The sequence below is a fragment of the Wolbachia endosymbiont of Kerria lacca genome (assembly GCF_051602725.1).
Taxonomy (GTDB): Bacteria; Pseudomonadota; Alphaproteobacteria; order Rickettsiales; family Anaplasmataceae; genus Wolbachia.
The window spans coordinates 757,748-784,434 of record NZ_CP192272.1; the positions used below are offsets into that span (position 1 = coordinate 757,748).

Sequence of the window (26,687 nt, forward strand, 5' to 3'; positions counted from 1 at the left end):
TGGAGAAATGTTATGCTAAGTCGTTTTGCAAAACATCAGAAGAGTGAAGATATTAATCAACAATTGTACAATGCTATATACAAAAAGGTCACAAAAAAAACACATAATCATGGAAATCTAAAAAAGGGAGATGGAACTATCGCAAAATGCATAGAGTTGTTTAACAAAGGAGCTGATCCCAACGTATTAATTGAATTAGAAAAGTCATTGAGAAAACAAGAAGAATATTATAAATATTATATTGACAACTTCCTTCCAGCATTGAAAACAAAAGTGATAGAGTCAGAGGAATTAATGAAATCTTCAGTACTTAACAATGAAGAAAAATCATCACAAAGATCACCAACAAGAAGAGGAAAAATATTAGAAATAATTTTAGAGATTACAGGGATTACTAATAAAAGTAGTGACAAAGATCATTCTAGTAGCACTATTCAAAATCAGAAAAGTCTTAGAAGTAATCAAGCAAATAGACAAAATAATACTATGGAACTATTTAACAAAAAAAGTCTTTCTGGTGAAGTTGAAATTCCCAAAAATTCAGGTATTAATCCTCTGGAAAAGGATTCTTTAGCTAAGGGTGTAAGTGGAAAAGGAACCCCTGGAAAATACAATACCTTGAGAAATTCAGGTTATTATGGTGCTTCAGCACATCCTACATCAAAACAATCGCAAGCAAGAAAGGAGATCGCACAATCACAATTGAATAGTCAATCTGATCTTTCGATTGATAGTAAAGATTTAAAAAATGAAAAGCCTAATATAACTGTGAATGCTGTAGAAGTGCCAAGCGGTGCAAATACTTCTAAACTCAGTAGTAGCAGTGACTTAGATAGTGGAATAAATTCATCTAGCTTGGCATCAAGTAGCAGAAGGAACAGCTTAACTTCAGTAACAAGCATTTCATCTGAGGAAAGTGTACACTTAAAATTAAACCCTGCTGAGAAAGATAATAGTTTGCAACTAGAAGATGAAGGAAAAACAAAATTAGCACATCCGAACAAAACAAGGCCCAAAGGCCCAAGCGGAAGAATATCCCCTTCTAAACATTATAAGAAGACTGAAGAAGGGCCTCATTGTGTGATCTCAGTGACAGGCAGTAAGGTAAAAGATACAATGCAATCCAATAATTATGAAAATAATAGTAAAAACAAAAATCTTCACGTCGCACTTGTAACAAGTTCTGCTCTCTTAGCAATAGGGTGCATTGTTGCAGGAGCAATGACATCAGGATTAGTAGGAGCAGGACTGTTTGTGGTGGCTGCTGTGTTTGCTACAGCAGCTGCTGCTGAATTGTGTTCAAACTTTCTGTCAAGTAAATTGACATCCATTAGTGTGAGTCCTCTTGTTGATAATAAAGAGCTAACACGGTGATAAAAGTTAAATATGAGTTACTTATGGTGAGCAAGTGAATTCGGTTCTTGCCTATTGATGTAAAAATTGTTACATTTGAGGAGTATCTTAAAGGTATTTAGCTGATGCGTATTCAATTGGGTAGAGTTTTTGCTATTGTAGCCCTGTTAAGTTTTATCTTCATGTCATGTTCTAGCAAAGCAAGTGATGAATTGAAAAATATACCAGGAACGTTGAAAGAACTTATTTCTTCATTTTCAGTTAAAGATACTGTAGAAAATATGAATCCTTCGACAATTATAGGGTTATGTATAGCTACAGTGATACTTGCAGTAGTGTTCAGAGGCCTAATTTTTTTCATGATAATATTTGGCGTACTGATCATGATGTTTGGAAGCACAGAAAAGGCAACAGATTACCTGAAAGAAAAATTCAACTTTGCAAAGGACATACAGTTACAATCCAATAACAAAAAAGAAGATAAGGATTAAGTAAGATAGATGATTCTTTATTATCTTTTTATTGAATACGCATGATATTGTATGCAACCAAAAGTACCAGCCACTAGATCTAATTCTGAAAAAAAGAACAATTTAGCGTTACTAGAAAGTATTAATTTAGATTTTATCCCTTATGCTTGCCACTACGATGAAGAAACTATACTAACAAAACAGGGGGAATTATTAAAAATAATCAAATTAGAAGACTATTCTTCAGTTGATAACTATGGTGATCTTAGAACTGAAATTAGAAAAAGTATATCAAAAAATATCAAGAGTTTATATTTTACCGTTTGGATTCACACTGTCCGTAAGCGCAATAAACTGAGCTTACAGTGGAATAAAACTTCAGACTTTTCCGATCAGCTACACTCAACGTGGTTTAATAAACTAGTTGATAGTAAACTACAGTATATAAATGAGTTATACATTGTGGTGTTACTTAGTGATTTTGGCAAACATATTAATAATGCATTTTTTTTTGGCAGGATAAAGAATAGGCACAAGTTATTTTTACAAAAAAATCATCAAGAATTACAAAAAATAACTGACCTGATTCAAAAAGATTTAGAACCTTTTGGAGCTAAAAAACTGGGCCTTAGGTCTAGTGAAGGCAAAATATATTCTCAAATGATGGAATTTCTCCATTACATTATTACATTAACGCACAAAGATTATCCAATATGTGAAAGGGATCTATCGCAGCATGTTAAAAATTTAAAAGTAGCTTTTGGTTTCAATAAATTTCAAACATCGTTTGAAGGTCAACAGAAGTTTGGTTCTATTTTTTGCATAAAGGAATATCGAGAAATCCCCTTAGAAAATATAGATAGGTGTTTGCAACTTGACTCTGAGCTTATCATCACAGAAATAATAATATTTACTAGTAATAATAAAGCAGTAAAAGAATTCAAAAAACAAATTAATATACTGCAAATCAGTGAGGACAATACCTTACTTCAAAACTCAGGAATAAATGAAATAATAGAGCTTGAAAAAATTTCTGCTATGGATTTTTGTCAACAGAAAATTATTGTTACAATCTTTGCAGATGATAAGAATAGGTTAGCTAAAAATATCAGTGATTTATCCTCTGTAATGTCGTTAATCGGGTTGATGATGTTTAGAACTGATCTGCACATGGAAAATCATTTTTGGGCACAGCTTCCTGGAAACTTTGCTTTTGTTACACAACCAAAAAATATATTAGAAAAATATGCTTGCAGCTTTGCTATGTTGCATGATTTTACATCAGGTACGTTAAAAGGAGGAAGATGGAAAGAAGCAGTAACAGTTTTTTTTTCAAAAAAAGGCAGTCCTTACTTTTTTAACTTTCATGGAAAGAAAAATAATGGTCATACCACAATACTTGGAGCTCCAAATTCAGGTAGAACCTCACTGATCAATTTCTTACTTTCGGAATCAAGAAAATTTAACCCTAGGATTGTTATATTGGATAATACTGGAAAATCAATAATATTTACTAAAGCAGTAAGCGGCCAATATTACATAATTGATCCAAAATATAAAGATAAAAGTCTAAAATTTAACCCACTGAACATTGAAGATAGTGCTTCTAATCGCAATATGCTTGTTGAATTGATCAAAAGGATGGTTGCAGATGCAAGTTTGGTAGACGTAGAAGAAAAGACAAAAAAAATTGTAGATTCTATATTTGCTATACCAAGAGAATCGCGATCTATTTCTCAAATTTCTGAAGTGCTTTTACTTCTTGGAGGCAAAATAAGTAAATGGTGTGGTGAAGGTGAATTTGCTTACTTATTCCAAGATGGTGATGAGTCAGACATTGACTGGGGAACAAAAACTATATCCCTCAATACTGCAAATCTCACTAAGCAAAAAGAATGTATGTCCGTGATACTTTACTATTTCTTATACTCTTTCGAAGCAAAATGTGATGGCTCACCTGCAATACTTGTTTTGGATGAAGCATGGGAGATAAGTAATATTTTTCCTACAGAGGGAGAGTTTGACGACTGGATGCAAAGAATGACAAAGTTAAATGTTGTAGTAATTCTAAGTACTGAAAACTTAAACCTAGCATTTGCTAGCAAGTTTACTCAATATTTAGATAAGCATGTCGATACGAGAATCCTGATGCCGAACATCAATGCAAACAGATTATACATGAAGGCATTTTCTCTGTCGAAAGAGGAACTGAATGTCATTTTGCAAACACCAACACAGGAAGGTTTATTTTTGATAAAGCAATACAAAGGTTTAGTAACTTTAAATCTAGATTTGAAGAATATGAAAGAAATACATGTACTTTCAGCTAATAAAGAGACTATAAAGTATATGTATGAAGCAATAAAGGAAAAAGGCGAAAAAGTGAGTAAGTGGTTACCGGCGTTCTATGAAAAATGTAAAGCTTAATTTTTTATTGATATTCTCCTTGATATTTTGTCTTTCTTATCAAGGATATGCTGATTGTCCAACATTTGTAAAAAGTAATACTGAAATTGAAGCTACAGGAAGTAAAGCAGGAAAAGGTATTGCGAATTTTTTTAAAGGCAAGTGGAGCGATTTAGATTTTGACGAAAAATTATTGCAATTTATTAAAGTTACAGCAGTAAATAATCAGGAACCAGAAGGTTACTTCGATCCAAAGATTAAGGTCTGCGATTACGAAGGGAACGACAACTGTTATATATTATCCAGTGGAACATTCTGCCGCCAGATATATGGAACGCAGAGTACAGGAGCTGGAGTTTCTGCAGCAGCTTTTATAGATTGGGAAGGAGATAAAACAAAAGCTGGAGGAGAAATTGCCCAAGGTCTTGGATGGAAATGGGCAGATGGTGTTACTGATGAAGAAAAAGTAAAATTTGCTAATTCTCCTAAGATATGTGCTTGTAGTCAAAAAGGGGCTTGTATGTCAGGAATTTCTTCATGGGGCTCTAGAGTATTTTCTGGGGAAAATATTTTTCGTCCTGGAGAGATGGAAAAAGTTTGTGATACATGCTATCAAACAAAAGTAAAGTGTGCCCCTGTGCAACTTGCACCTGGCCCACCTGCATTTTGTGAACAACTTGCAATGTCACCACCACAAGTTAGAATTGTCCCTATAACAAATGAAGAAAATGATTATTTCCATCCAAGAGTTGGAGTCATTATTGGTGAGCTGAAGGAAAGAAGAGAGCTACCTTTTCCACGCGTTATTTCAAGTAATAAAAACATTCAAAGTGCTACATACTCTATTCCAGATAAAGATACCCACCATCACTTTAAAACTTATAGAAAAAAAGGTCAGCTCTGCACTGAATATTATGGTACTGAGAGAGAAGAGTCCAAAAGAAAATTACAATTTCCTGCTCGCTGCTTCCCAGCGCCACCTGCTCCAAAGATTGAAGAAGTGAGCATACCAAAGCCTAATGAGGGTAAAGGCGAAAATACGCTAAAAGTAAAAATGAAGATGAGTGAGAACGTTTGTACTTATGACGCACGTGGAACTCACAGTAATGGCATCTGTACTTTTTATGTTAATAAAAATTCTCCTACATATGTTGGCCATCTACCTTTAAAAGTAGTAAAGCCAGCAATAGTGGCAAAAACAACTGATAGCAGTAACAGTAAAAGCGACATCGATAGCGTAATAGAAGTTATATTAAAAAATAATTCGCAATTTGAAGTTCTAGAAAAATATGGGTATGTTCCCGATATCGAAGCAGAATGTAAAGAGCTTCAGAATGGTAAGTGTAAACTAGATGGCTCAGGATATCCAAAAGTAGAAATAAAATATAAAGAAAATTCTAAAAGTAAAATGCTCTGCCTTTCTGGGTGGCAACCAGAACCAGAGGAGTTTGTTCTTAAAAAAGAAAGTAAGCTAATATCGCTAAAATCAATGGGGGCAAGATACAATAAATACAATACTGTTTATTCAAAGGAGTCTGATCAGCTTTATTATTTTCCCTGTAACGAAACAATTGAGGTTTTAGCAAAGCCACAAGATGCACTGAATGAAATAATATTTAATAAAAAAGGATATATTTCCATTCCTGCTGAAAATAAGTCTAGAGATAACTGCATGGCAAAAGAGGATAAAGAGGTAGATACAAAACAAAATTGTGACAAATGCAAAATAGTATATGAGTTAACAGATGGAAAGTATGAAGAAAAAAACTGTAATCACGGTGATGATGGTTGCCTCTGCTTTGATGGAGTATGTAGTCGCTCAACACAGTATGTAGATAAGAATGATAAACTATTTTACTTAAGATATGAGGAAGTGGATTGCAAGGATAAGGATGGTAAAACAGTAAAAAACGAGAAAGGTGAAATACAAAAGTGCACACAATTAAAAAATCAACCGATTAAAGCAAATAGAACAGAAGTTTTTTATGCTGATAAATTGTGTAGGTTCGATTTAGAGGGTTTAAAAAAGAGATTACGTGAAATAATAATAGCACAATTGAAACATAAGAAGCAGATTATTGAAAACAGGGATCAAAAACTTTATGAGCTTGGAGATGGCTCTACAGATGATCTGTCAATGTATGATTACGTTGAAATAGAAGCATGGGGAGGTGGTGAAGCTGGTCATATAGATGGTAAAGCTCAGTCTACTGTAAGTAGACTAGGAATGCCAGGTGATTACATTAAAGCTAAACTGAGAGTCAACCCTAGTTATCCATATATTAAAGTAAAAGTAACAGAAGGAGGTGGTGGACAAGAAAATGATAAATCTAACAAGGATGGGGGACCTACTTTAATAAAAATGTGCAGAGACTCTTCAGAAACAATTTGTAAAGATTTAATTACTGTTGCAGGAGGAGGTACATACAGAACCTATGGGGGAAAGAATTACAAAGATACAATAATTCATGAACAAAGTTTAAAATTAAAAGAAGAAATTAAGAAAGGGGACAAGCTAAACTCTAGTAAAGATAATAAAATAGCATATATAGAAAATGGTGAGATTGGGTATAAAGATGTAACAAAATGTAGTAAAAACTACGTGAATAAAACATATGGTGCTGGTGGTTGTATCAACGAAAGCAGCAAAAGTTATAGCAAGGGCGCTCCTGGTTATGTGAAAATTAAACCTATATTTGAGGAAATTAATGAAAAAAGAGTAAAAAAAATAGATGATGCTATTGAAAAAATGATACAAAATCCAGATGACATCACAGGTATTGATGATTCCTTAATAAATAAACTTGATAAAAAGATTATTGATACAATTAAAGAAGAAATTAGAAAAGAATTGTTAGGTCTATAGTCAAAGAACCCTGATGGTTGCAAATGGGGTAAAGTCGAATTTACATCACTGAGACAGATGCATGTCAAACCAGTGTTTCTTTTCTTGTATCTCAGTTCCCATAATGTCATCCCAGTGCGTGACACCCATTTCTTTCTAGTGCTTCCTTCCTTGTCATCACAGCTTCCATAATGTCATTCGAGTAGCTGACACTGGAATGGCTTTGTTGCACAGCTCTTCGGATAGTGGGTAATGTATAATAAATTCATGAAGCTATATCAAACTTAGCCATGCCTATTTCAGTAAATTTGTTAAGCAAATAACACTTGAGTAGCAGTTCCTTCTCACGATTAATCTCAGATTTATTCCTAAAACTAAATCCAAATATTTGCTTCAGTCGCGAGAAAAAACTTTCTATATAAGATCTCTTCCAATAATTTATCTCTTTTTTCCACCTCTTCATACCATCTTCATCATATGACTTTATGAGCTTGATTGTAGAATTTCTCTCATTCATATAATCCAACTTTGGATGCTCTACTGCATTATTTTGCGGAGGAATCCTTGTCTTTATGTCAAGCTCATCGCACAGTTTGTATAACTTCTTTCGATTATATGCCCTATCTGCATATATCGTGCTTATGTTATACTTGGTATCCACTCTTTCAATAAGATCACAGGCTCCATAGTGGTCGGAATAAACTCCACTACTGTATTTTGCAGCTATAACTTTTTTACTACCTATCTCTAGCATTACATGTAGCTTTCTTGTTTGCTCATAGCGGCGATACTTTCTATCTGTACCATTTGCCTTACTATGGCCTGGAATATTATTGTAGATGCTGATACCTGTACTATCTATAGCAATTTCAATATCTTCCATATCGTTCTTATCAACTCTGCAGTCGTTGATTTTGATATTAAGCTTTTTAAACCTTCTTGAAGCCTGCGAATAGCTGATAATTTGCAAAATTTTCCCTATTTGCTCAAGATATTTCTCTATAAATCCCACTGTTTGCCTAAGACCAATCCTGAATAGATAGGTTATTATGTGAATTAGAATCACTACTTTGTCGCTGTAGACATTGTTGCCACCTGCTACTTTTGGACTATTTTCGTACCAATTTTCAATGGCATCGTTGATATAATGAAAAACATTTCCCCTTTCTTGAAGAAATTTGTTATATTCATTGCAGTTACTGACTTTCATTCTTATTGGCATATTTTTCCTTTGTCGGCTAAATATCTATTTTATAACAAATTCCATCAGTAACTGCCTGTTCTTTCCTTGAGTGGTGCAACAAAGCCCACTGGCATCCATGTAAATTTAACTGGACACCAATGTCACAAACTAGTTTTCTCATCTATCTTATTTTGCTACTCTGCTGAACAGATACGTCAATTTCATCTACTGATGAGCTAGGTCTGCTGTCCTTTATATGTTGTACCAAAAGCTCCATAATTTTTTTTTGCTCATAAAATTGCTGAAATGAATATATTCCATTCGAGCCAACTAACACGAAGAATCCTCCTTGTACATTTGGAGGATTATCATGCCAGCTAATTTTTCTTACGTATTCAGCAGCTTGTAAGGAAGTATCTCCTGAAAGGTTTTTAATATTAGGATCAGCACCTTTTTCTAGCAGTAATCTTGCCATTTTTTCATTACCTTTCATAGCTGCTATATGTAGAGGTGTATTGCCAAGCTGATTGCCAATATTGACATCCACCCCTTCTACACTAAGTAATAATTGAGCTACCTCGTCATGGCCATTATCAATAGCTACACACAAAGGATTCATACTGGTATCACAGCCATTGACTTTAGCACCATTATCAAGAAGCAACTTAACTACTGCTGCATGCCCATTCTGAGCAGCTAGATACAAGGGTGTGACATTATTTTTTTTATCTACTATGTTAACATCAGCATTTTTTGTGCTAATTAATAGTTCAACTATTTCAGTATGTCCGTTCTGAGAGGCTAAGTACAGAGCTGTTATACCAAATTCATTGTCTTTAGCATCAATCTCAATTTCTTGAGTATTAAGTAACACCTTTACAACTTCTACAAGTCCATTTTGAGCAGCAATATGTAAAGGTGTCTTACCATCAGTACAGTCTTTTATATTGGGATCAGCTCCCGCTTTAATTAACTCCTCTACTATAGCTTTGCTTTTAGCTACAACAGCAAAGTGTAAAACTGTACTGCCTTTAGTAGTTCTTGCATGAATATTAGCTTCTTTACTGATTAGTAACTTTACTACGTCTAAATGTCCTGAATAAACAGCAAAATTCAAGGCTGTAAATCCTTTTTTATCCTTGATATTGATATCAGTTTTTACATTAAGTAATAACCTAACTTCATTTATGTTACCATTATAAGCGGCTTGATGTAATAGAATATTTTCAACCGGGAGCGATTGAGTGCTGAACATATTTACCTCTATATAATAGTATGCCTAGTGGTATTACATCAAAACAAGGAACATTCAAGAAAAATTTTTGCATCTGGCAATCTATTTTCTCTATTCTGATATATACAAACTCTTTAAACCCACCTTGTAATCAGGATAAACTAGAGAGACACCAAGATCTTTTTTAATTTTAGTATTGCTTACTTTTTTTGACCCTAAATAAAAACCCCGTGCGTAATTTGGTACGGAAGAAATCTCAACTGGCTCTGGAGGGCTAATATTGAGAAGCTCGGCTGCATACGTAACCACTTCAGATTGCGTAGCAGGTAAATCATCTGCACAATTGTATATCTCATAAGGCTTTATATTTTGCATGGAAGAAAATAAAATATTCGATATATCTTCAACATGAACACGAGAAAAAATTTTTTTCACATTTCTTGCTTTGTCAAGCTGCAGGTCAATTAGCGCATTTCTACCAGGACCATATATCCCAGCCAAACGAAAAATATGTACAGGCAATTTGCTACTTAGCCACTTCTTTTCAGACTCAAGGCGCTTTTCTCCTCTAATTTCTATAGGCTTTGTTTCAGATTCCTCATTCACCCAATTACCACAGTGGTCACCATAAACATTAGTTGCAGACAGATAACCAAGCCATTTAATATTCTCCAGACAATGACCGTATCTCTCCATAACATCATCGCCGTCTGGAGGAATAGAAACTAAAACATGCGTTACGCTTTTAAGCAGATCTTGATCAACCTTTTCATAATCAAAAGGTTGTATATCTTTATTTCTTGATGTACCGTTAACTTTCCAGCCTAAATTTAGCAATTTTTTCGATAGAAATTTGGCTACATATCCGTAACCAAAGCAAAACAAGTGCATGGAAATTAATTTCCAAAATTCTTCTTGATAAACTCAACCCCTAACCTTATTCCTTCTTCATTAATAATATGGCCTAATCCATGAATTGGGTATCCTTGAGCGTTTACTCCATTTTCTTTCAGAGCTTTAACCGCTAAATCAAGGGACGAAAAAGGTACCACATCATCAGCGTCACCATGAATAATACATATGTTGGGTTTTGATTTTATCTGCGGTGCAGTTTTTGAAGGCGAAAGAAATCTACCAGAATATGCAACAACCGATGCACAAGACTGAAGCCGGGTAAGAGCCACATGTATTGCAAGCATTGCCCCTTGAGAAAATCCAACTAAAGAAAGCTGAGTATCTTTTAAATTAAGCTCCTTTAATTTTGTATCAATAAAATGATTTACAATTGATGCAGCATTTTTCACCCCATTATATAGTGCTTCTTCACTACGATCCTCTAAACTAAACCACTGATAACCATCACCTATTTCCCTCTCAAACGGAGCATTCGGTACCACAAAACATGAATCAGGCAAAAACTTGCTCATAACTTTAGCAAGATGCACGAAATTATCGCCACTTGAGCCCCAACCATGAAAAAAAATAATCAAATTTTTCTTATTTCCATTTGGACAAATTTCTTGGCTTTTAAGTTCAATCATCTCTTCATCCCTTTATGTTTATATTTAACTTTATGGTAATACTAAATTTGAGGAACAAGACCTCACTACTGCTATAGCTCTTTGATATGAATAAATACTACTTAGCTTCAATTTTCTCTATCAATTTCTTGACCAAGCCTCTCAATCTTCTGCTGGAATCATCAAGCTCTTGAATTTGTGAAGCATCTTTTCCCATGAGCTCTTTGTGATTACTCTTTATGTAATCATACATTTCCTTCATCTGAGCAATCATCTTGTTGATATCCATACCACCCATATCAGGTATCATGCTAGGCATATTTCCTTCTAGCATACCACCAGCCATAAGTTGCTGAGACATTTGCATGAATGGCTTTAAGGTCTGTTGAAGCAAATTAGGGTCGCTTGCCAATTTTTCTATTTGCTCTTTGCAAGTATCCATGTACTGCTTCATAAATTCATCATCTTGCACTTTATCTGTCATAATTACACCTATTTGAAACTAATATTATATATTGTTTTTAATTAAAAACAATACAAGAACAACTATATTAATACTTGATTAAATGACAAATTAACTATTTTAAAGGTTCACATACTCTCTTTAACCATTCCTTATCTTTTATGCCATTTTCTATATTTTTATAAACAAATTGGTGATAGCTATTTATCCATTTAACTTCATCTTCAGTAAGCATTTGTATATCTATTAGCTTTTTATCATAAGGAACAGAGGTCAATTGTTTAAAGCTTAAAAAGACGTTTTCTCGCCTTTCAATATACATCAGATTCTCAATTCTTATTCCATACTTTCCTGGAATATAATAACCAGGCTCGTTAGAAAGTATCATGCCTGGAATGGGTTCCACTTTATTTCCTCTTGATATTGCTTGCGGTCCTTCGTGTACCGAAAGGTAACTTCCTACTCCATGTCCTGTACCGTGCATGTAATCCATTCCAAATTTCCATAAATGTATACGCGCTAATATGTCCAATTCTCCACCAGTAGTGCCAGAAGGAAAGACCGCACTTGCTATCGCAATGTGAGCTTTTAATACTATTGTGTAGTGAGCTCGTTGCTCATTGGTTGGACTACCAATTGCTATAGTTCTTGTAACATCGGTTGTGCCATCAAGGTACTGACCACCAGAGTCAATTAAATACAGCCCATCTTCTTGAATGACTTTATTTGTCTTATTGCTTGCACGGTAATGAATGATTGCTCCATTCTCGTTGAATGCTGAAATTGTTGGAAAACTCGGTTGCTTAAACAAATTCTGCTCTTTTCTGTATTCTAAAACTTTTTCTTCAGCTTCAAGCTCAGTAATTTCACTGTCAATATTGTTTTCAAGCCAATATAGAAAATTTATAACTGCTACTCCATCTTTGATGTGCGCACTTATAGCTCCAGTTATTTCAGTTTGATTTTTTACTGCTTTGTGAATCAAACAAGGATCCTCCTTCTCAATTATCTGCTTATTTTCTATTAGACCTCTTTCATTACTTATTGTCATCCCAGTGCTTGACACTGGGATCCATGCTTTTTTATTTCTGGTCAAGCACTGGAATGACACCGAAGCTGATTTTTCATTTAAATAATGGTTATACAAGGGATCTATTGCATTCATAATGCTCATTGGAGTCGTGCTTGGATCTATCACCACCAAATTTAACTTATGTAGTGAATTTTCTAGCTCACTAATATCAAAAACATTTATATGGTTATCAAAATTTGCTTCTATAGTTGAATGTTCTTTATCTTGAATAAATAAATCAACATTGGCATTTTTATACAATATAGCACGACCCAATATACAAGGAGTATATTCAGCACTTTCATTTCTTAAATTTAATAACCACGAAATTGAATTTGGATCAGTCAGAAGCACTGCTTCAGCCTCTATGTTTTTAGCTACTCTTTCACATTTATCCTTACCACTCTCACCAGATACATGTGAGACTATTGTTTGTGCTTTATGACTACTATCTTTTTTAATTAAGTATGGTACTAGTTTACAAATGCCTTCATATTTTCTTATGTCCTTCATAGTAAAATATTGCGGATAGTAACCCAGTGAGGTAGTCAATGTTAAGTTTGCTTTTACCCATTTGTGTGGATCCTCTTCTTGTATATTATATACTCGAAAACTGCCCTGATCGAGCTGACTGCGAGCTTGTGTGATATAGCGTCCATCTGTAAAAAATGGGCACTTATTACTCTTTGTAACGATAAGTAGCCCATTTGTTCCCGTGAAGCCACATAACTCTGCTAACTCTTTTGAATATTCATTTAAATACTCGTCTTTAGTATTCAACATAAATGTATCAACATTTATTTCGTGCATAAAAGAGCGAAATTCTTCGATTTTTGACATGTTACGCAGAATTAGCAGCTATTTTCGTTTTCTTATTCCTAAGGTACACTAATATGCTAACTATCGCTGCTGGAGTGATACCTTGTATTTGCTTCGCAATACCAATTGTTGCTGGCTTTATTGACTGCAACTTTTCTATCACTTCAGTTGACAAGCCTTTAATCTGTGAGTAGTTGAAATTAGTTGGAATTTGAGTATTAACTTCCTCTTGTAGAAACTTCATATCTGCTTCTTGTCTTACTAAATAAGGCTTGTATTTTGCTTCAATTGCAACTGCTTCATATATTTCATTCTTGGCTATGCTATCAGTTATAGTGTTATTCCAGCACATGACGCTGGAATCTACATTTTTTTCAGTGTCAACTGCATCCATTCCATCATCATTCAAGTACTGGATCCCAGTGTCAGCTACTTGGATGACAGGAAGAGGTGCTTTGGCGTTATGCAAGTAGCTGACACTGGAACCCATGTTTAACTCTGGCCATATTTCTCGTAATTTATTCCAGTCAATATTTGGATAACCGAGCAAATCTAATGCTGTTTTTCTTATTCCATCATAAGATATTTTAATGCCATAGGACCTGAGCTGCTCAGGAGTAATTGTTAGGCTCTCTAATTTCTCCTCAAGTTGCTTAATGGATTTAAGTTTACCCTGCAAAACAGAGTATCTCTCATGCGACACAAGAGAGATGTCATAACCTTTTTGTGTCAATCTTCTATCTGCATTATCTGACCTGATTGACAGTCTATATTCTGCACGCGAGGTAAATAATCTGTAAGGCTCGGTAATTCCCTTAGTGACCAAGTCGTCTATCATTACACCGATATATGAGTCTGTACGATGAAGAACAAAACTTTTTTGAGATAAAGAGAGTGCTGCATTGATTCCGGCAATAATTCCCTGCCCAGCTGCTTCTTCATATCCAGTGGTACCATTAATTTGACCAGCAAAATATAGTCCTTTAACTTTCTTAGTTTCGAGAGTATGAAATAGCTCTCGTGGATCGATATAATCGTATTCAACTGCATATCCAGGTCTTAATATTTCTGCATTTTCAAGCCCTTTTATACTCTTTATCATTTCGTACTGCACTTCGATGGGCAATGAATTTGAAATTCCATTTGGATATATAGTGTTATCATCAATCCCTTCTGGTTCTAGAAATATTTGGTGATTATTTTTTTCTGCAAATTTTTTAACTTTAGTTTCAATTGATGGGCAGTATCTTGGTGCAATAACGTTATCTAAATATGAAGAAGCTGATCTGTGAAGATTCTCTCGAATTACTCTGTGTGTATGTTCATTAGTATGAGTAATAAAACATGAAACCTGAGGCTGGTTAATTTTCTCTGTAAGATAAGAAAATGGTGTAGGTGGATTGTCACCCACTTGTTCTTGTAATACCGACCAGTTTATAGTGCCACGATCAAGCCTCGGTGGAGTTCCGGTACGTAACCTGCCCAGTTTAAAATCATACTTCTTTAGCGTGTTTGCAAGCTCTATTGCAGGTTTATCTCCTATTCTTCCAGAAGGAGTTGTTTGCTCTCCTATATGAATCACACCACGTAAAAAAGTCCCTGTAGTCAAAACAACTCTGCTTGTCAGTATACGTTCACCTGAGTCTGTTATTACAGCTTTTATATAAGATTCTCCATTGCTATCACTTTCGATAAGAAAATCGTCAACTGACTCTTCTTTTACTGTCAAGTTGTTATAATTTAGAATAATTTCCTGTATTGCTTTTTTGTATAATTTTCGGTCTGCTTGTGCACGTGGGCCCCATACTGCTGCGCCTCTGCTGCCATTTAAAACGACCGAGTGTATGCTTGCTCGGTCGATAGCTCTCCCCATTATTCCATCAAGGGCGTCTACTTCTCTAACTACAACACCCTTTGCAACTCCTCCAATTGCTGGATTACAAGACATCTCTCCTATAGTTGAAATTTTGTGAGTTATAAGTAGCGTGCTTGCACCAAGACGTGCTGCAGCTGTAGCTGCTTCACACCCGGCATGACCGCCACCTACTACCACTACGTCGTACTTATGCATCTTCTTGAGTAATTCCTAATCTATAATATTCCAACTATCAGTGATTGATGTCAAATTTTACAGATTCCAGTGTTACAAACTAACTTAGCTCAAATTATCGTCTCTTTTACAGAAGAAACTTTTTCAACTGTAGGAGAGGTAATACGCTCATCCACTTCTTCTTCCTGAGATATTCTAACAAATGTAGAATCTGTAATCGAAGTTGCACTTGCTGCAAATGTAATTGCTGCTTCATCTGCACAATGCACTAAAGATGTGGCTACATAAACCCCCATAATTGTTGCTATTAGCCCTGTTATTGCACTTACTAAGATAATCACTGTTACTACTGGGTTAGGAAGAACAGCAATCACACTTGCATTAAGCACTGCCCCAATCATAGTACTTATAGGTATAGCCATACCCAAAAAAATTGCTATTTTTCCATGATCTTCCTCAATAGGATCTCTTTTGCAAAACTTATATAGCAAACATCCTACGTGCAAAACCGCAATCAATGCTAGAGCCATAGAACCAGCAATTGCACCTATGGCTAAAGGTGATGAAGTGTCAAAACTCAACCACCAAGCTAATATTCCTAGTGCTGACACTATACTATAAGCTAACAAACAAATATACATACAATCCCTCTCACTAATTAATAGGCATCATTTTTACTCTAAATTGCAAACTTCCCCTCCACCATCTAAATACTAGAGCAACAAGGAATGCTAACGGCCGTGCAAAAATATCTAATGTTTATATTTATGTAAAGTGAAAATTTTGAGTGGGGCGAGCGACCAGGATTGAACTGGCGACATTCAGTACCACAAACTGACGCTCTACCAACTGAGCTACGCCCGCCAAGATATAAAATTTTTAACATACGAGCACAAATAGTCAATTAATTATTTAAGTTACCTCCTTTTGCAGAGGGTTTTAAATATTTTCATTCATGCTTTTATCATTATACTCAATCGTATTGACACCATGATATGTTTAAAAGTATTTTCACATTTAGTTTTTTTACAGCTATTTCAAGAATCTTAGGGCTAATAAGAGATGTATTGATTGCTACGGTTATTGGTGCAACCTCTCTTGCAGATATATTCTTTTCCTCGTTTCGCTTTGCTAATTTATTTCGATCGTTTTTTGCAGAGGGGGCATTTACTACCTCATTCATACCATTATACTCTGCAGAGTCATATGATAATAAAAAGGCATTTAATTTCGCAAGTAGTGTAATATCCATTACGTTTATTATTCTAGTAATTTTTTGCCTTATCACACAAACCTTCTTCCCTTACATGATCAAAATCTTCACTCCTGGATTTGACCAAAATAAATTTACCTTTACTGTAACTTTGTCGAAAATTATGATGCCCTACATAATCTTCGTGTCAATCGCATCACTTATTGGTGGAATGTTGCAAGTAAAACAGCATTTTGCTTCAACAGCTATTTCACCAATCATTTTGAACCTCTGTTTAATCATCAGTTTGTTTTTACCTTACATTGAAACACCGGCTCATAACCTTTCTATAGCCGTCCTGATTGGAGGGATTTTGCAGCTACTTTTAATAATATTTAGTGCATACAAATTAAAGGCTTTCTTTTCTTTTAGTTTAGAATTAAGTAACGAAGTGAAGTTGTTTTTCAAGCGTGTAATACCTGCAATTATCAACAATTGTGTAATACAAATAAGTGTATGGATTGACACAATCATGGCGAGTTTTATACCAAATGCAGTTTCTTATATATATTATGCCGATAGACTAAATCAACTACCGCAAGGAGTAATTGGCACTGCAATTGGTACAGTACTTCTTCCTATGATTTCAAAACGAATAAATGATACTGAGAATATAGTCAAAATACAGAACAAGGCCCTTAATATAGGGTTAATATTAATTATGCCAATAACTGCTGCTTTTATCATTATTCCTGACATGATTTTACTTACGCTTTTTTCTTACGGCCGATTTGATTATTATGCAGTGCAGCAAACTGTTCCTACATTAGTAGCATTTTCTCTTTCTTTACCCGCATTTATTATAAATAAAGTATTGCTACCCACATTCTTTGCTAGGGGAAAGCTAAAAATACCAACTATGTTCTCATTAACGTGCCTTGGAATTAACGTAATACTAAATCTCCTATTAATGAACAAATACCAACATATAGGAATTGCTATTGCTACTTCCATTTCCACTTGGATAAATTCTATTTTATTGATTAATTATTTAACAATAAATAAGATGTATAAGCTTAGCCAAGCATTATTACTAAATATTGTAAAAATTCTCACTGCAACATTGGTTATGTCAATAGTTCTTTATCTCTCTAATTACTTATCAGCAGGGTTGTTTTTCGATAGAGGGCTAGCTCGTATTGTTTATTTAGTAACTTTAATAGCTTTGAGTGTTATTATTTATTCTAGCACTCTTTACCTGATTTTTAGAGGAAATTTGAATAATTTGAAATATGTGTAAATTACACCCTTTGTATTGCTATATGTCATTTCAGCTACTATTCCAATATCCACTTCTTTCATCCCATAACCTATTCCTGTCATCCCAGTGTCAAGCACTGGGATCCAGAAATTTTGTTGATTATATAATCTGGAAAACCTTATTTAAGTCACACTGGATCACAGTGTCACACACACAACTGTATAAGTGTTGTGGTTTGAGAGCAATTTCCACTGGGAACCCAGTGCTCATCAGACCAGCTTCTCATGTAAAAATGCTGTGCTTTAACATAAGAATAGCTACTTTTTTGCTAATTAACTTAATGTCTAATCAAATTTCCTGGATCCCAAACTGGGATGACAAGAAGAGAAGGGATGCTGGAATGAGAGGTCTATTATGAAACTTTCTTTATACGCCATATTATCAATCTCGTTGCTATTAATTCTCATGCACGTTGCTGCAACTTTTAAGGATTGGAGTGGCTACAGAGAATATATCGTAAAAGAGTTAGAGAAGACGTATGATGCTAAAGTACATGTTGGAGGAAAAATTGAAGTTTCGCTCATTACTCCAAAACTTACTATTCACAATGTATATGTACAATACAACAAAAACAAGGAGCAAAAATTATCAGATTTAATTAGTGCAAAAAAAATTGAAATAAGGCCATCGTTGTTTTCATTTTCATTGCAACCAAAGTCAATCTCATTTTTGGGCATGAAAAGCAACAAAGAAAATTTACTTAATATTATAAATACGAAAGCCAATGATAATATAGTTGATATATTAATAAAGGACAGCCAAATAAGTTTTAACGCCGATACTATTAACATCAAGGAAGTTGCTATAAAAAAAAATAAGCAGTTTTTTGGTGAAGTACAGATTGGTGACAACAATTACGATTTTTCTGGAAAGGTTAATGTCACAAAAAATAATGTACACATTAGTGTTGATTCAAATTTTGCAAATTTGCTATTTAAAGGTAATAGAAATCAACAGGGTAATTTAATACTGACAATCAATAACAGTTCCGGTTCTGTGAGCAATTTAGCAAAAATCATTAATCTTAGCTTCCTTTCTTATGTGATTCCCAGCGAAAATATTGAGATATCATCCAATATCAATCTCAATGAAAGCGAGTTTACGGCAACTGATTTAAAAATTGAGTCCAAAAGCATGCAAGGCACTGGTATAATACAAAATGATAGAAAAAGTGATCATACTAATATCAATATTAGTTTTAGTAAAGTCGACCTAAAAAACGGCTCACACAAAACAACAGATATGAAGGGTCTTTTAGAATCTTTTAGAGAGGTTGTGCCAAAGAACCTGAGCTTGGATTTTAATATGGAAGCTTCAAATATTCAATATCAAAACAGGATATTGGACAAATTTCATGCTACGCTAAAATTTGCTAATGGCGAAATAAACGTTGATACTCTTCTTCAGTTTCCTGGAACCAATAATATATCTCGCTTATCAGGAAAAGTTTCAAACAATGGCAACTTGTCTGAATTTAATGGTGATATATTGATAAAGGGTGAGTCGTTCATTTCACATATTTTACCTTCTATCAAGATGCAAGAAAGAGAGAAAAGTCAATTTACAGCAAGTTCTAAACTATATTTAGCACCTAGAATATTATCTCTTTCAGATATCAGATTGCTAAATAACAAAGAATCTTGGCAAGGATCAATTAAGGTAAATCACACAAAAAAACACAATATGATCGATAGCAAATTTAGCATACATAACATTAATATAGATAAATATGACTATTCATTATTCAGCAAAGTGCAATGGCTGAAAAATCTTAAGTATGATGTAAATATAAGAACTAGTGTTAAAGATTCTATATTCAATGGTACAAAAATTGAAGATTTGGATTTTTCATTAAAAATACAAGAGAACAAGCTAGTTGCAGATAAAATAAAGTTATTCGGAGAAGATTTCGACATTACCGGTAGTGTAAAAATATTAGTGGATCAAAAATACACTAAGCCTTTATTAGACGTAAACCTTACAGGTAATAAATTTAATGGAAATATCTTTAAATTACCAAAACTATTAGAGGTAAAAAGAAACTCAAGAAATGAAATAAATCAAATTCAATGGTCAACAAAGCAGCTTAATTTTTTAGATGAGAAAGGAGATTTTGATGCAAACGTGCAAATCAAAACTACAGAATTTAAAATTGGGCAAAACGTCTTAAAAGATTTTAACTTGGATACAGTGATAAGAAACAACACTATCACTATCAAACAGATAAGTTACATACTAAAACATGGACAAATGTTTTTTCAGGGTTATCTAAAAGCAGGCTCAATTCACACAAAATTTTCTATTGCAAATTTGGACACCAAGGAAGTTATAGGAGTTAATAACATAAATGGCAAGATAAGCTTAAGTGGTGAAATCAAAACTCAAGGGACAAGCTTTGATGATTGGGCTAGTAACTTATCAGGAAATGTAAACTTTCAAGCACAGAAAATAGAGTTTACAAATGTGGATTTTAATTCATTCATCACTAAGTTGTTAAGCAGTAAGAATAAACCTGAAATTTCCAAGCTTGCTTACGTTGATATATATAATGGCAGTACGCTTTTTGAAAATATTAATGGAAAAGTAAGTATTAACAGTGGTGTATGTTCAACTAGCTCACAGTTTAGTATCGATCAAGCATCAGGTTCTATCTCTTCTAATTTAATCTTATCTAATTTCTCCTTAACTTCTATATTCAGACTCTTTTTCATACTACCAAATCATAATAGTCCTCTTTATATCGAGGCACACTTAGATGGCCCTATTTGGCACCCTAAGATGAGTTTTGATGTAGATCAAATCTTTACCACTTTATTAGTTAGCAAGAAAAATAGTTAACTCATTTAGATATAGGATTTAAGGGACCATCTATCTTTAAGTTAGACCTTAGTAAAAGATGTTCTACTCTCACCAATGATAAGACTGATTGATTGTTTGTACATTCTCAATGCTTGCGTCGCTGCAGCTTGTGCTTGGACTCTCTGTCTCTCCAAGCAATAAACGTGTTATCTCCCTATAGTCTTCGCGAACAGATAAATGTAAAACAGTAACATAAAAATTACTTGATGTATTAATATCTGCTCCTTTTTCAAGCAATAATTTTACCATACTTGTGTGGCCTGAACGAACAGCACAGTATAAAGGAGTATAACCGAAACGATTTTTTATATCAATAACTGCTCCTTTTTCAAGCAATAATTTCACTTGCTCTAAGCGATTTCTTTTAGCAGCGTAATGTAAAGGAGTTTCACCATTACGATCTGCTGCATTAACATTCGCTTTGCATGTCGATAACAATTCTATATGAGGAAGAGTAAATCGAGAATTACTTACTGAATTTTCTTGTTCTTGATACATAAAATACCTCTAATTTCTTACAGCTTAGTATAAATATCTACACTATATAAACATCAATTCAACTTATCATCAGGGTAATGGTAAAACTTTCTCCTTTTATAATGAGCATAGGCCTGTGTACATTACTCTAATTATGAGCTTGAGCAGCTGCTTGAAGTTGTTCAGCACTTGGATTATCCAAATTCCGACTTGGAATACTAAAAGGTGCTCTAATAACATTTCTTAACTCTTCATTTGTTAAGCAATTAGTGATTTTACTTTTCACTTCTTGTGGAAAATCTTTCAAATCAACAGAATGATTCATAACTATGTCACTTCTATATAATAAATCCTTTCTTTTCATTGCCTTATGAAGTTGGCCTGTTATAATATTAGCATATGTAGGAAAATCCTTTTCATATTGCTTTTCTTCTAAATATCTTTTTACATCATAGTTTTGGTCAAATAAGTACCCTGCTAATTTATTCTTATCATTCTCCCGCAAAAACTGATATAAAGATATAGTGCTGTTACTAAGCCTACCACTCACCTTATTCTTACACAAATCCCAAAATTCGGACAATTCACTATTGTTAACAATACACTCTGGTTTCATTGTGATACCACTATGTAACACAGCATATACAATTATAGTTCTTACTAGCATCGGTTTATCGCAGTACCCTTGGTAACAACCAGTAGCTACAATAGATAAAGGGGTCCTTCCTTTCTTGTCTACTGCATTAACACTTGCCCCTTTCTCAAGCAGCAACTTTACTAATTCCTCCTGAACATACTTAACTGCAAAATGTAAAGGAGTCATATCAATATTATCTACTGCATTAACATTTGCTCCTCTATCAAGCAGCAATTCTGCTACCTCCACCTTGCCACTTTTAACTGCAGTATGTAAAGGAGTCCACTTTCGCCTTTCTACTGCATTAACATTTGCCCCTTTATTAAGCAGCAACTCTGCTACTTCCTTATGAACATACCTAACTGCAATATGTAAAGGAGTCTCCTTTTGCACAGTTGTTACTGCATTAATATTTGCTCCAGCTTCTATCAACTCCGTAATCTGCTGTATATTCTCTCCTTTAGAAGAATTCATTAATAGTTCATCCAATTCTCTTTGTTCCCTTTCATTCATAATTTACCCCACAATTTCATTGTAGTTAATTTAATATGTAAAAAAATAATATCAACCCAATTTATCACCACCGGGTAACGGTGGCAAGCCAAAAGCTTCTCTTTTTTCATTAAGTGTCATGAAGCTTGCGTTTTCCACGTATTTCCACATCTTTTGTCTTTTTTCCATTAGAATTTCTATCGCGTCTTTATCATATGACAAACATAAATCTTTACCAAACTTGGGCACTAGCCAAGAATTCAGGTGACAGATAATATTTTCTAGCGTTGGTAAAATCGTCTGTTCCCAAAGGGAAAGACGTGCTTCGATCAAATTGCTATAAGTATTATCACCTGGTATGCCAAGCAACTGCGGCGGAACGCCAAAAGCTAGCGCAATATCGCGAGCTGAGCTATGCTTGGATTCAATAAAATCCATATCCCTTGGTGATAAGCTCATCTCCTTCCACTCTAAGCCTCCTTCAAGCAATATAGGTCTCCCAGCGTTGACAGGACCTGAATAATGATCATTTATCTGCGCTTTTAAGCGTTGGTACTGCTCTTGACTTAAGTTTCCACCGCTTCCATCCTTTTCTGATTTCACAACTATTGCACCACTTGGTCTTGCTCCATTTTGCAGCATTGCCTGATTCCAAGCTCCCGCTTGGTTATGCTGATCTATACTATATGCAGCTGCCTCAATTGGTGATAGTCCATACCAATCATTCAAAGGGTTAAAGGTTCTAAGATGCAGTACTGTTGAACGCCCAGTCAATTTATCAACTCTAAAGTCATAACTGTTGTTATTTACGGTATAACGATAGACATAAGGAACGTTATTTCTTCCTGGAATAATTTCAACTCTATCGGGGCGCAGAAGATAAAGCTCTGTTGGTTTGTTCTGCGCCTCAATCATCAATACATAAGAATTGCCATTAACTAATCGATAAGTCACAATCCCTTCAATAAATTCCGATTTTGATGTCATTGGATTAGGAGAATAAAGTAACTTCAGTAATGGATGCGCTTTTAGTTGTGATTTTCCCTGGTCAGTAAGCTGGCAGAGAGTAAAAGGTACCGAAGATGCAGCACTTGCGATCATATTAATTGCTCGAAAGGCAATGACATTTTTTATGTAGCCTTCCTCAGCAAAACTTGCATAATCGCGCCTACTCCAACTTGGTTCCATCATTAGTTGCAAAGCAGAGTATTCACTGCTTTTCTTTCTTTGAAAAATGTTAAAATTCATATGTGCCTCCTGAAAATTTTGTTAAAAATTTGAAATTATAGTTGAATTATATCAATTGGTGTTACAAGAATGATATCATCTGAGTAGCTGACACTAGTTCGTTTGCGATAGTGCCATTCAAGTAGCCCATATTTGTCATCCAAGTAGCTTGACACTAGGATCCATCTTTTTATACAATTTAGTCAAATACGTTCCTTTTAGCGTAAAGCAACTATGCTCACCAGTTCAGTGTGCTATCTACAATTAAATTTCTGGATGCCAGTGGGCTTTGTTGCACCACTCAAGGAAAGAACAGGCAGTTACTGATGGAATTTGTTATAAAATAGATATTTAGCCGACAAAGGAAAAATATGCCAATAAGAATGAAAGTCAGTAACTGCAATGAATATAACAAATTTCTTCAAGAAAGGGGAAATGTTTTTCATTATATCAACGATGCCATTGAAAATTGGTACGAAAATAGTCCAAAAGTAGCAGGTGGCAACAATGTCTACAGCGACAAAGTAGTGATTCTAATTCACATAATAACCTATCTATTCAGGATTGGTCTTAGGCAAACAGTGGGATTTATAGAGAAATATCTTGAGCAAATAGGGAAAATTTTGCAAATTATCAGCTATTCGCAGGCTTCAAGAAGGTTTAAAAAGCTTAATATCAAAATCAACGACTGCAGAGTTGATAAGAACGATATGGAAGATATTGAAATTGCTATAGATAGTACAGGTATCAGCATCTACAATAATATTCCAGGCCATAGTAAGGCAAATGGTACAGATAGAAAGTATCGCCGCTATGAGCAAACAAGAAAGCTACATGTAATGCTAGAGATAGGTAGTAAAAAAGTTATAGCTGCAAAATACAGTAGTGGAGTTTATTCCGACCACTATGGAGCCTGTGATCTTATTGAAAGAGTGGATACCAAGTATAACATAAGCACGATATATGCAGATAGGGCATATAATCGAAAGAAGTTATACAAACTGTGCGATGAGCTTGACATAAAGACAAGGATTCCTCCGCAAAATAATGCAGTAGAGCATCCAAAGTTGGATTATATGAATGAGAGAAATTCTACAATCAAGCTCATAAAGTCATATGATGAAGATGGTATGAAGAGGTGGAAAAAAGAGATAAATTATTGGAAGAGATCTTATATAGAAAGTTTTTTCTCGCGACTGAAGCAAATATTTGGATTTAGTTTTAGGAATAAATCTGAGATTAATCGTGAGAAGGAACTGCTACTCAAGTGTTATTTGCTTAACAAATTTACTGAAATAGGCATGGCTAAGTTTGATATAGCTTCATGAATTTATTATACATTACCCACTATCCGAAGAGCTGTGCAACAAAGCCATTCCAGTGTCAAGCGCTGGAATGACATTGATAGACCTAAAGAAATAGAACATGACAGAATGGCTAATCTCTAACCAATTTACTGATTATAACCATGCTATAAAATTCATGGAAGCAAAAATTCAACAAATTTACAATAATTTGTCTGATGAGCTAGTATGGCTGCTCCAGCACCCTCCACTTTACACAGCAGGAATCGGTGCAACAGATGATGACATTATTGAAAAATTATTTCCTATATATAAAACAGGTAGGGGTGGTAAATATACATATCACGGACCAGGGCAGCGCATTATATATTTAATGCTAAATCTTAAAAAAAGAAACAAATGTGACATAAAACTATATATCAGAGACCTAAGTAATTGGATCATAAATGTTTTAAAACACTTTAATATACTTGGGGAATTTAAGGAAGATAGAATAGGCATTTGGGTGAACAACAACGGAGTAGAAGAAAAAATAGCAGCTTTTGGCATTCGCTTGAGAAAATGGGTAACTTATCACGGCATAGCGCTTAATGTCTCTCCAAACCTTTCCCACTATGAGGGTATTATTCCTTGTGGACTAAAAGATTACGGCGTTACATCAATGGAAAAACTAGGAGTAAAAGTTTCTCTTTGCGAATTAGATGATATATTAAAGCAAGAGTTTCATAAGATATTTTAATGTATTCCTTTATTCTTTATTTTCTATGCCTTTTACTCACTAATCCTGCAAATCAAGTTGATATTATTGCTCCTTCTTCGAAGGGAAAAGAATCGGATCTGCCCACTATAAAAGAATCCGTAAAAACTTTGGGTTTTAATCCTCACATTTCGGAGAAAATATACAGTAATGACAACCCATTTTATTCTAACTCTGATGAGTTTAGAGCGAATGATTTGGTTAATGCGCTCACTGATGATAGCAAAATAATTTGGTGTATCAGAGGAGGAGAAGGGGCTTCTCGGCTAATTCCCTATCTAGAAAAGTTACCCAATGATAAAAAAGAAAGAATTGCTCAAAACAAAAAAATTCTTATAGGCTATAGTGATATCACTGCTTTACATATTTATCTGCAAGTTAAATATGACTGGCAAACTCTTCACGGTACCATGTTGGAAATGATAGTAAATAACTCTGTTGCTGAAACCTCTGTTGAAAAATTAAAAGAGTTAATTCTTAAGCAACGCAACTCTATCAGATTTGATAACCTAAAAATGATCGACAATGGCATTAGACTAAAAAATGGCAAATTAGAGTCTAAAATCATCGGTGGTAATATGACTTTGGTTGAAAATAGCATAGGAACTGCTTGGCAAATAAACGCAAAAAACAAAATTCTATTTTTAGAAGACATAAAAGTTTATCCATATTCAATTGAGCGAAGTCTAGATCACCTAAAACAAGCTCATATTTTTGATGGAGTAGATGCAGTAATATTCGGTGACTTTGTTAACTGTTATAATGATAATCTTGTTGAAATTGTAAAAGAAAGGTTTGCAAAAAGTGTTAACTTTCCAGTATTTACAATAAAAGGGGTAGGACATGGACATAGAAATGACCCTTTACCTCTCAACACTCACACTATCATCAGCATGCAAGACGAGAAAGAGTTTATGGATGTGCAACAGTTATACAAGTAGCTTTATCTCACACTCCTTTCATTCCAGCACCTTCGTTGTCATCCTAGTATCCCCCCTTGTCATCC

21 protein-coding genes and 1 tRNA gene are annotated in these 26,687 nt (G+C 34.4%); 9 read left to right on the forward strand and 13 right to left on the reverse strand.

The features are described 5' to 3' along the window. The first annotated feature begins 12 nt into the window (after positions 1-12). The 4 genes from ACQ4M0_RS03375 (at position 13) to ACQ4M0_RS03390 (ending at position 7,095) form a co-directional block, all read left to right on the forward strand. A complete protein-coding gene (locus ACQ4M0_RS03375) occupies positions 13-1,374 on the forward strand; it encodes a DUF350 domain-containing protein (protein WP_149168655.1) in 1,362 nt (453 codons plus the stop codon). 104 nt (positions 1,375-1,478) lie between these two features. After that, positions 1,479-1,844, forward strand: coding sequence for a hypothetical protein (locus tag ACQ4M0_RS03380; RefSeq protein ID WP_007302058.1), 366 nt, complete (start codon positions 1,479-1,481; stop codon positions 1,842-1,844). Between the two features lie 51 nt (positions 1,845-1,895). Beyond that, the gene (locus ACQ4M0_RS03385) at positions 1,896-4,250 is read left to right on the forward strand and encodes a type VI secretion protein (protein ID WP_007302059.1); all 2,355 of its coding nucleotides are present in this window, start codon (positions 1,896-1,898) and stop codon (positions 4,248-4,250) included. Beyond that, positions 4,231-7,095 carry a hypothetical protein gene (locus ACQ4M0_RS03390; protein WP_438456225.1) on the forward strand — a complete coding sequence of 955 codons (2,865 nt, stop codon included), beginning with the start codon at positions 4,231-4,233 and terminating at the stop codon, positions 7,093-7,095. The genes ACQ4M0_RS03385 and ACQ4M0_RS03390 overlap by 20 nt, the downstream gene beginning before the upstream one ends. Positions 7,096-7,339: 244 nt before the next feature. Here the strand turns inward: ACQ4M0_RS03390 and ACQ4M0_RS03395 are convergent, their stop codons facing one another. The 10 genes from ACQ4M0_RS03395 to ACQ4M0_RS03440 form a co-directional block, all read right to left on the reverse strand. After that, on the reverse strand, positions 7,340-8,296 hold the full coding sequence (locus ACQ4M0_RS03395; protein WP_213863789.1) for an IS5 family transposase: 957 nt from the start codon (positions 8,294-8,296) through the stop codon (positions 7,340-7,342). A gap of 16 nt (positions 8,297-8,312) precedes the next feature. Then, the gene (locus ACQ4M0_RS03400; protein WP_438456226.1) at positions 8,313-8,438 is read right to left on the reverse strand and encodes a hypothetical protein; all 126 of its coding nucleotides are present in this window, start codon (positions 8,436-8,438) and stop codon (positions 8,313-8,315) included. Then, positions 8,439-9,512 carry an ankyrin repeat domain-containing protein gene (locus ACQ4M0_RS03405; RefSeq protein WP_438456227.1) on the reverse strand — a complete coding sequence of 358 codons (1,074 nt, stop codon included), beginning with the start codon at positions 9,510-9,512 and terminating at the stop codon, positions 8,439-8,441. Between the two features lie 90 nt (positions 9,513-9,602). Beyond that, on the reverse strand, positions 9,603-10,382 hold the full coding sequence (locus ACQ4M0_RS03410) for an SDR family oxidoreductase (protein ID WP_438456228.1): 780 nt from the start codon (positions 10,380-10,382) through the stop codon (positions 9,603-9,605). A 5-nt stretch (positions 10,383-10,387) separates the two neighbouring features. Further along, positions 10,388-11,032 carry an alpha/beta hydrolase gene (locus ACQ4M0_RS03415; protein WP_213863965.1) on the reverse strand — a complete coding sequence of 215 codons (645 nt, stop codon included), beginning with the start codon at positions 11,030-11,032 and terminating at the stop codon, positions 10,388-10,390. Between the two features lie 97 nt (positions 11,033-11,129). Further along, positions 11,130-11,495: a hypothetical protein gene (locus ACQ4M0_RS03420; protein ID WP_213863964.1), complete on the reverse strand. Its 366-nt coding sequence runs from the start codon at positions 11,493-11,495 to the stop codon at positions 11,130-11,132. Between the two features lie 94 nt (positions 11,496-11,589). Further along, the gene (locus ACQ4M0_RS03425; RefSeq protein WP_438456229.1) at positions 11,590-13,386 is read right to left on the reverse strand and encodes a M24 family metallopeptidase; all 1,797 of its coding nucleotides are present in this window, start codon (positions 13,384-13,386) and stop codon (positions 11,590-11,592) included. 1 nt (position 13,387) lies between these two features. Beyond that, positions 13,388-15,436, reverse strand: a complete 2,049-nt coding sequence (mnmG, locus tag ACQ4M0_RS03430) for a tRNA uridine-5-carboxymethylaminomethyl(34) synthesis enzyme MnmG (protein ID WP_019236692.1) — start codon at positions 15,434-15,436, stop codon at positions 13,388-13,390. A gap of 89 nt (positions 15,437-15,525) precedes the next feature. Next, positions 15,526-16,056 carry a hypothetical protein gene (locus ACQ4M0_RS03435; RefSeq protein ID WP_007302066.1) on the reverse strand — a complete coding sequence of 177 codons (531 nt, stop codon included), beginning with the start codon at positions 16,054-16,056 and terminating at the stop codon, positions 15,526-15,528. 147 nt (positions 16,057-16,203) lie between these two features. After that, a tRNA-His gene (locus ACQ4M0_RS03440) sits at positions 16,204-16,279 on the reverse strand. A gap of 131 nt (positions 16,280-16,410) precedes the next feature. Here ACQ4M0_RS03440 and murJ point away from each other — a divergent pair. Together murJ and ACQ4M0_RS03450 are read left to right on the forward strand one after the other, a co-directional pair. Continuing rightward, on the forward strand, positions 16,411-17,907 hold the full coding sequence (gene murJ / locus ACQ4M0_RS03445) for a murein biosynthesis integral membrane protein MurJ (RefSeq protein WP_007302067.1): 1,497 nt from the start codon (positions 16,411-16,413) through the stop codon (positions 17,905-17,907). Positions 17,908-18,282: 375 nt separating this feature from the next. Further along, positions 18,283-20,766, forward strand: a complete 2,484-nt coding sequence (locus tag ACQ4M0_RS03450) for an AsmA-like C-terminal region-containing protein (protein WP_438456230.1) — start codon at positions 18,283-18,285, stop codon at positions 20,764-20,766. 69 nt (positions 20,767-20,835) lie between these two features. Here ACQ4M0_RS03450 and ACQ4M0_RS03455 read toward each other — a convergent pair whose 3' ends face one another. The 3 genes from ACQ4M0_RS03455 to ACQ4M0_RS03465 all read right to left on the reverse strand — a co-directional run bounded on the left by ACQ4M0_RS03455 (position 20,836) and on the right by ACQ4M0_RS03465 (position 23,641). Then, positions 20,836-21,285 carry an ankyrin repeat domain-containing protein gene (locus ACQ4M0_RS03455; protein WP_438456231.1) on the reverse strand — a complete coding sequence of 150 codons (450 nt, stop codon included), beginning with the start codon at positions 21,283-21,285 and terminating at the stop codon, positions 20,836-20,838. Positions 21,286-21,412: 127 nt separating this feature from the next. Then, positions 21,413-22,414 carry an ankyrin repeat domain-containing protein gene (locus tag ACQ4M0_RS03460; RefSeq protein ID WP_438456232.1) on the reverse strand — a complete coding sequence of 334 codons (1,002 nt, stop codon included), beginning with the start codon at positions 22,412-22,414 and terminating at the stop codon, positions 21,413-21,415. 51 nt (positions 22,415-22,465) lie between these two features. Beyond that, positions 22,466-23,641, reverse strand: a complete 1,176-nt coding sequence (locus ACQ4M0_RS03465) for a phage portal protein (protein WP_438456233.1) — start codon at positions 23,639-23,641, stop codon at positions 22,466-22,468. Between the two features lie 350 nt (positions 23,642-23,991). On the opposite strand from ACQ4M0_RS03465, the gene ACQ4M0_RS03470 reads away from it, so the two are divergent. The 3 genes from ACQ4M0_RS03470 (at position 23,992) to ACQ4M0_RS03480 (ending at position 26,622) form a co-directional block, all read left to right on the forward strand. Continuing rightward, the gene (locus tag ACQ4M0_RS03470) at positions 23,992-24,948 is read left to right on the forward strand and encodes an IS5 family transposase (RefSeq protein WP_213863789.1); all 957 of its coding nucleotides are present in this window, start codon (positions 23,992-23,994) and stop codon (positions 24,946-24,948) included. 97 nt (positions 24,949-25,045) lie between these two features. Further along, the gene (lipB, locus tag ACQ4M0_RS03475; RefSeq protein WP_052264792.1) at positions 25,046-25,663 is read left to right on the forward strand and encodes a lipoyl(octanoyl) transferase LipB; all 618 of its coding nucleotides are present in this window, start codon (positions 25,046-25,048) and stop codon (positions 25,661-25,663) included. Further along, a complete protein-coding gene (locus tag ACQ4M0_RS03480) occupies positions 25,663-26,622 on the forward strand; it encodes an LD-carboxypeptidase (protein WP_052264793.1) in 960 nt (319 codons plus the stop codon). The genes lipB and ACQ4M0_RS03480 overlap by 1 nt, the downstream gene beginning before the upstream one ends. Positions 26,623-26,687: the final 65 nt, after the last annotated feature.

What these genes read in the sequence shown, in the direction of transcription:
- ACQ4M0_RS03375 (WP_149168655.1), top strand. Translation starts at nt 13, where the DNA reads ATGCTAAGTCGTTTTGCAAAACATCAGAAGAGTGAAGATATTAATCAA.
- ACQ4M0_RS03380 (WP_007302058.1), top strand. Translation starts at nt 1,479, where the DNA reads ATGCGTATTCAATTGGGTAGAGTTTTTGCTATTGTAGCCCTGTTAAGT.
- ACQ4M0_RS03385 (WP_007302059.1), top strand. Translation starts at nt 1,896, where the DNA reads ATGCAACCAAAAGTACCAGCCACTAGATCTAATTCTGAAAAAAAGAAC.
- ACQ4M0_RS03390 (WP_438456225.1), top strand. Translation starts at nt 4,231, where the DNA reads ATGAAAAATGTAAAGCTTAATTTTTTATTGATATTCTCCTTGATATTT.
- ACQ4M0_RS03395 (WP_213863789.1), bottom strand. Translation starts at nt 8,296, where the DNA reads ATGCCAATAAGAATGAAAGTCAGTAACTGCAATGAATATAACAAATTT.
- ACQ4M0_RS03400 (WP_438456226.1), bottom strand. Translation starts at nt 8,438, where the DNA reads ATGAGAAAACTAGTTTGTGACATTGGTGTCCAGTTAAATTTACATGGA.
- ACQ4M0_RS03405 (WP_438456227.1), bottom strand. Translation starts at nt 9,512, where the DNA reads ATGTTCAGCACTCAATCGCTCCCGGTTGAAAATATTCTATTACATCAA.
- ACQ4M0_RS03410 (WP_438456228.1), bottom strand. Translation starts at nt 10,382, where the DNA reads ATGCACTTGTTTTGCTTTGGTTACGGATATGTAGCCAAATTTCTATCG.
- ACQ4M0_RS03415 (WP_213863965.1), bottom strand. Translation starts at nt 11,032, where the DNA reads ATGATTGAACTTAAAAGCCAAGAAATTTGTCCAAATGGAAATAAGAAA.
- ACQ4M0_RS03420 (WP_213863964.1), bottom strand. Translation starts at nt 11,495, where the DNA reads ATGACAGATAAAGTGCAAGATGATGAATTTATGAAGCAGTACATGGAT.
- ACQ4M0_RS03425 (WP_438456229.1), bottom strand. Translation starts at nt 13,386, where the DNA reads ATGTCAAAAATCGAAGAATTTCGCTCTTTTATGCACGAAATAAATGTT.
- mnmG (WP_019236692.1), bottom strand. Translation starts at nt 15,436, where the DNA reads ATGCATAAGTACGACGTAGTGGTAGTAGGTGGCGGTCATGCCGGGTGT.
- ACQ4M0_RS03435 (WP_007302066.1), bottom strand. Translation starts at nt 16,056, where the DNA reads ATGTATATTTGTTTGTTAGCTTATAGTATAGTGTCAGCACTAGGAATA.
- murJ (WP_007302067.1), top strand. Translation starts at nt 16,411, where the DNA reads ATGTTTAAAAGTATTTTCACATTTAGTTTTTTTACAGCTATTTCAAGA.
- ACQ4M0_RS03450 (WP_438456230.1), top strand. Translation starts at nt 18,283, where the DNA reads ATGAAACTTTCTTTATACGCCATATTATCAATCTCGTTGCTATTAATT.
- ACQ4M0_RS03455 (WP_438456231.1), bottom strand. Translation starts at nt 21,285, where the DNA reads ATGTATCAAGAACAAGAAAATTCAGTAAGTAATTCTCGATTTACTCTT.
- ACQ4M0_RS03460 (WP_438456232.1), bottom strand. Translation starts at nt 22,414, where the DNA reads ATGAATGAAAGGGAACAAAGAGAATTGGATGAACTATTAATGAATTCT.
- ACQ4M0_RS03465 (WP_438456233.1), bottom strand. Translation starts at nt 23,641, where the DNA reads ATGAATTTTAACATTTTTCAAAGAAAGAAAAGCAGTGAATACTCTGCT.
- ACQ4M0_RS03470 (WP_213863789.1), top strand. Translation starts at nt 23,992, where the DNA reads ATGCCAATAAGAATGAAAGTCAGTAACTGCAATGAATATAACAAATTT.
- lipB (WP_052264792.1), top strand. Translation starts at nt 25,046, where the DNA reads ATGACAGAATGGCTAATCTCTAACCAATTTACTGATTATAACCATGCT.
- ACQ4M0_RS03480 (WP_052264793.1), top strand. Translation starts at nt 25,663, where the DNA reads ATGTATTCCTTTATTCTTTATTTTCTATGCCTTTTACTCACTAATCCT.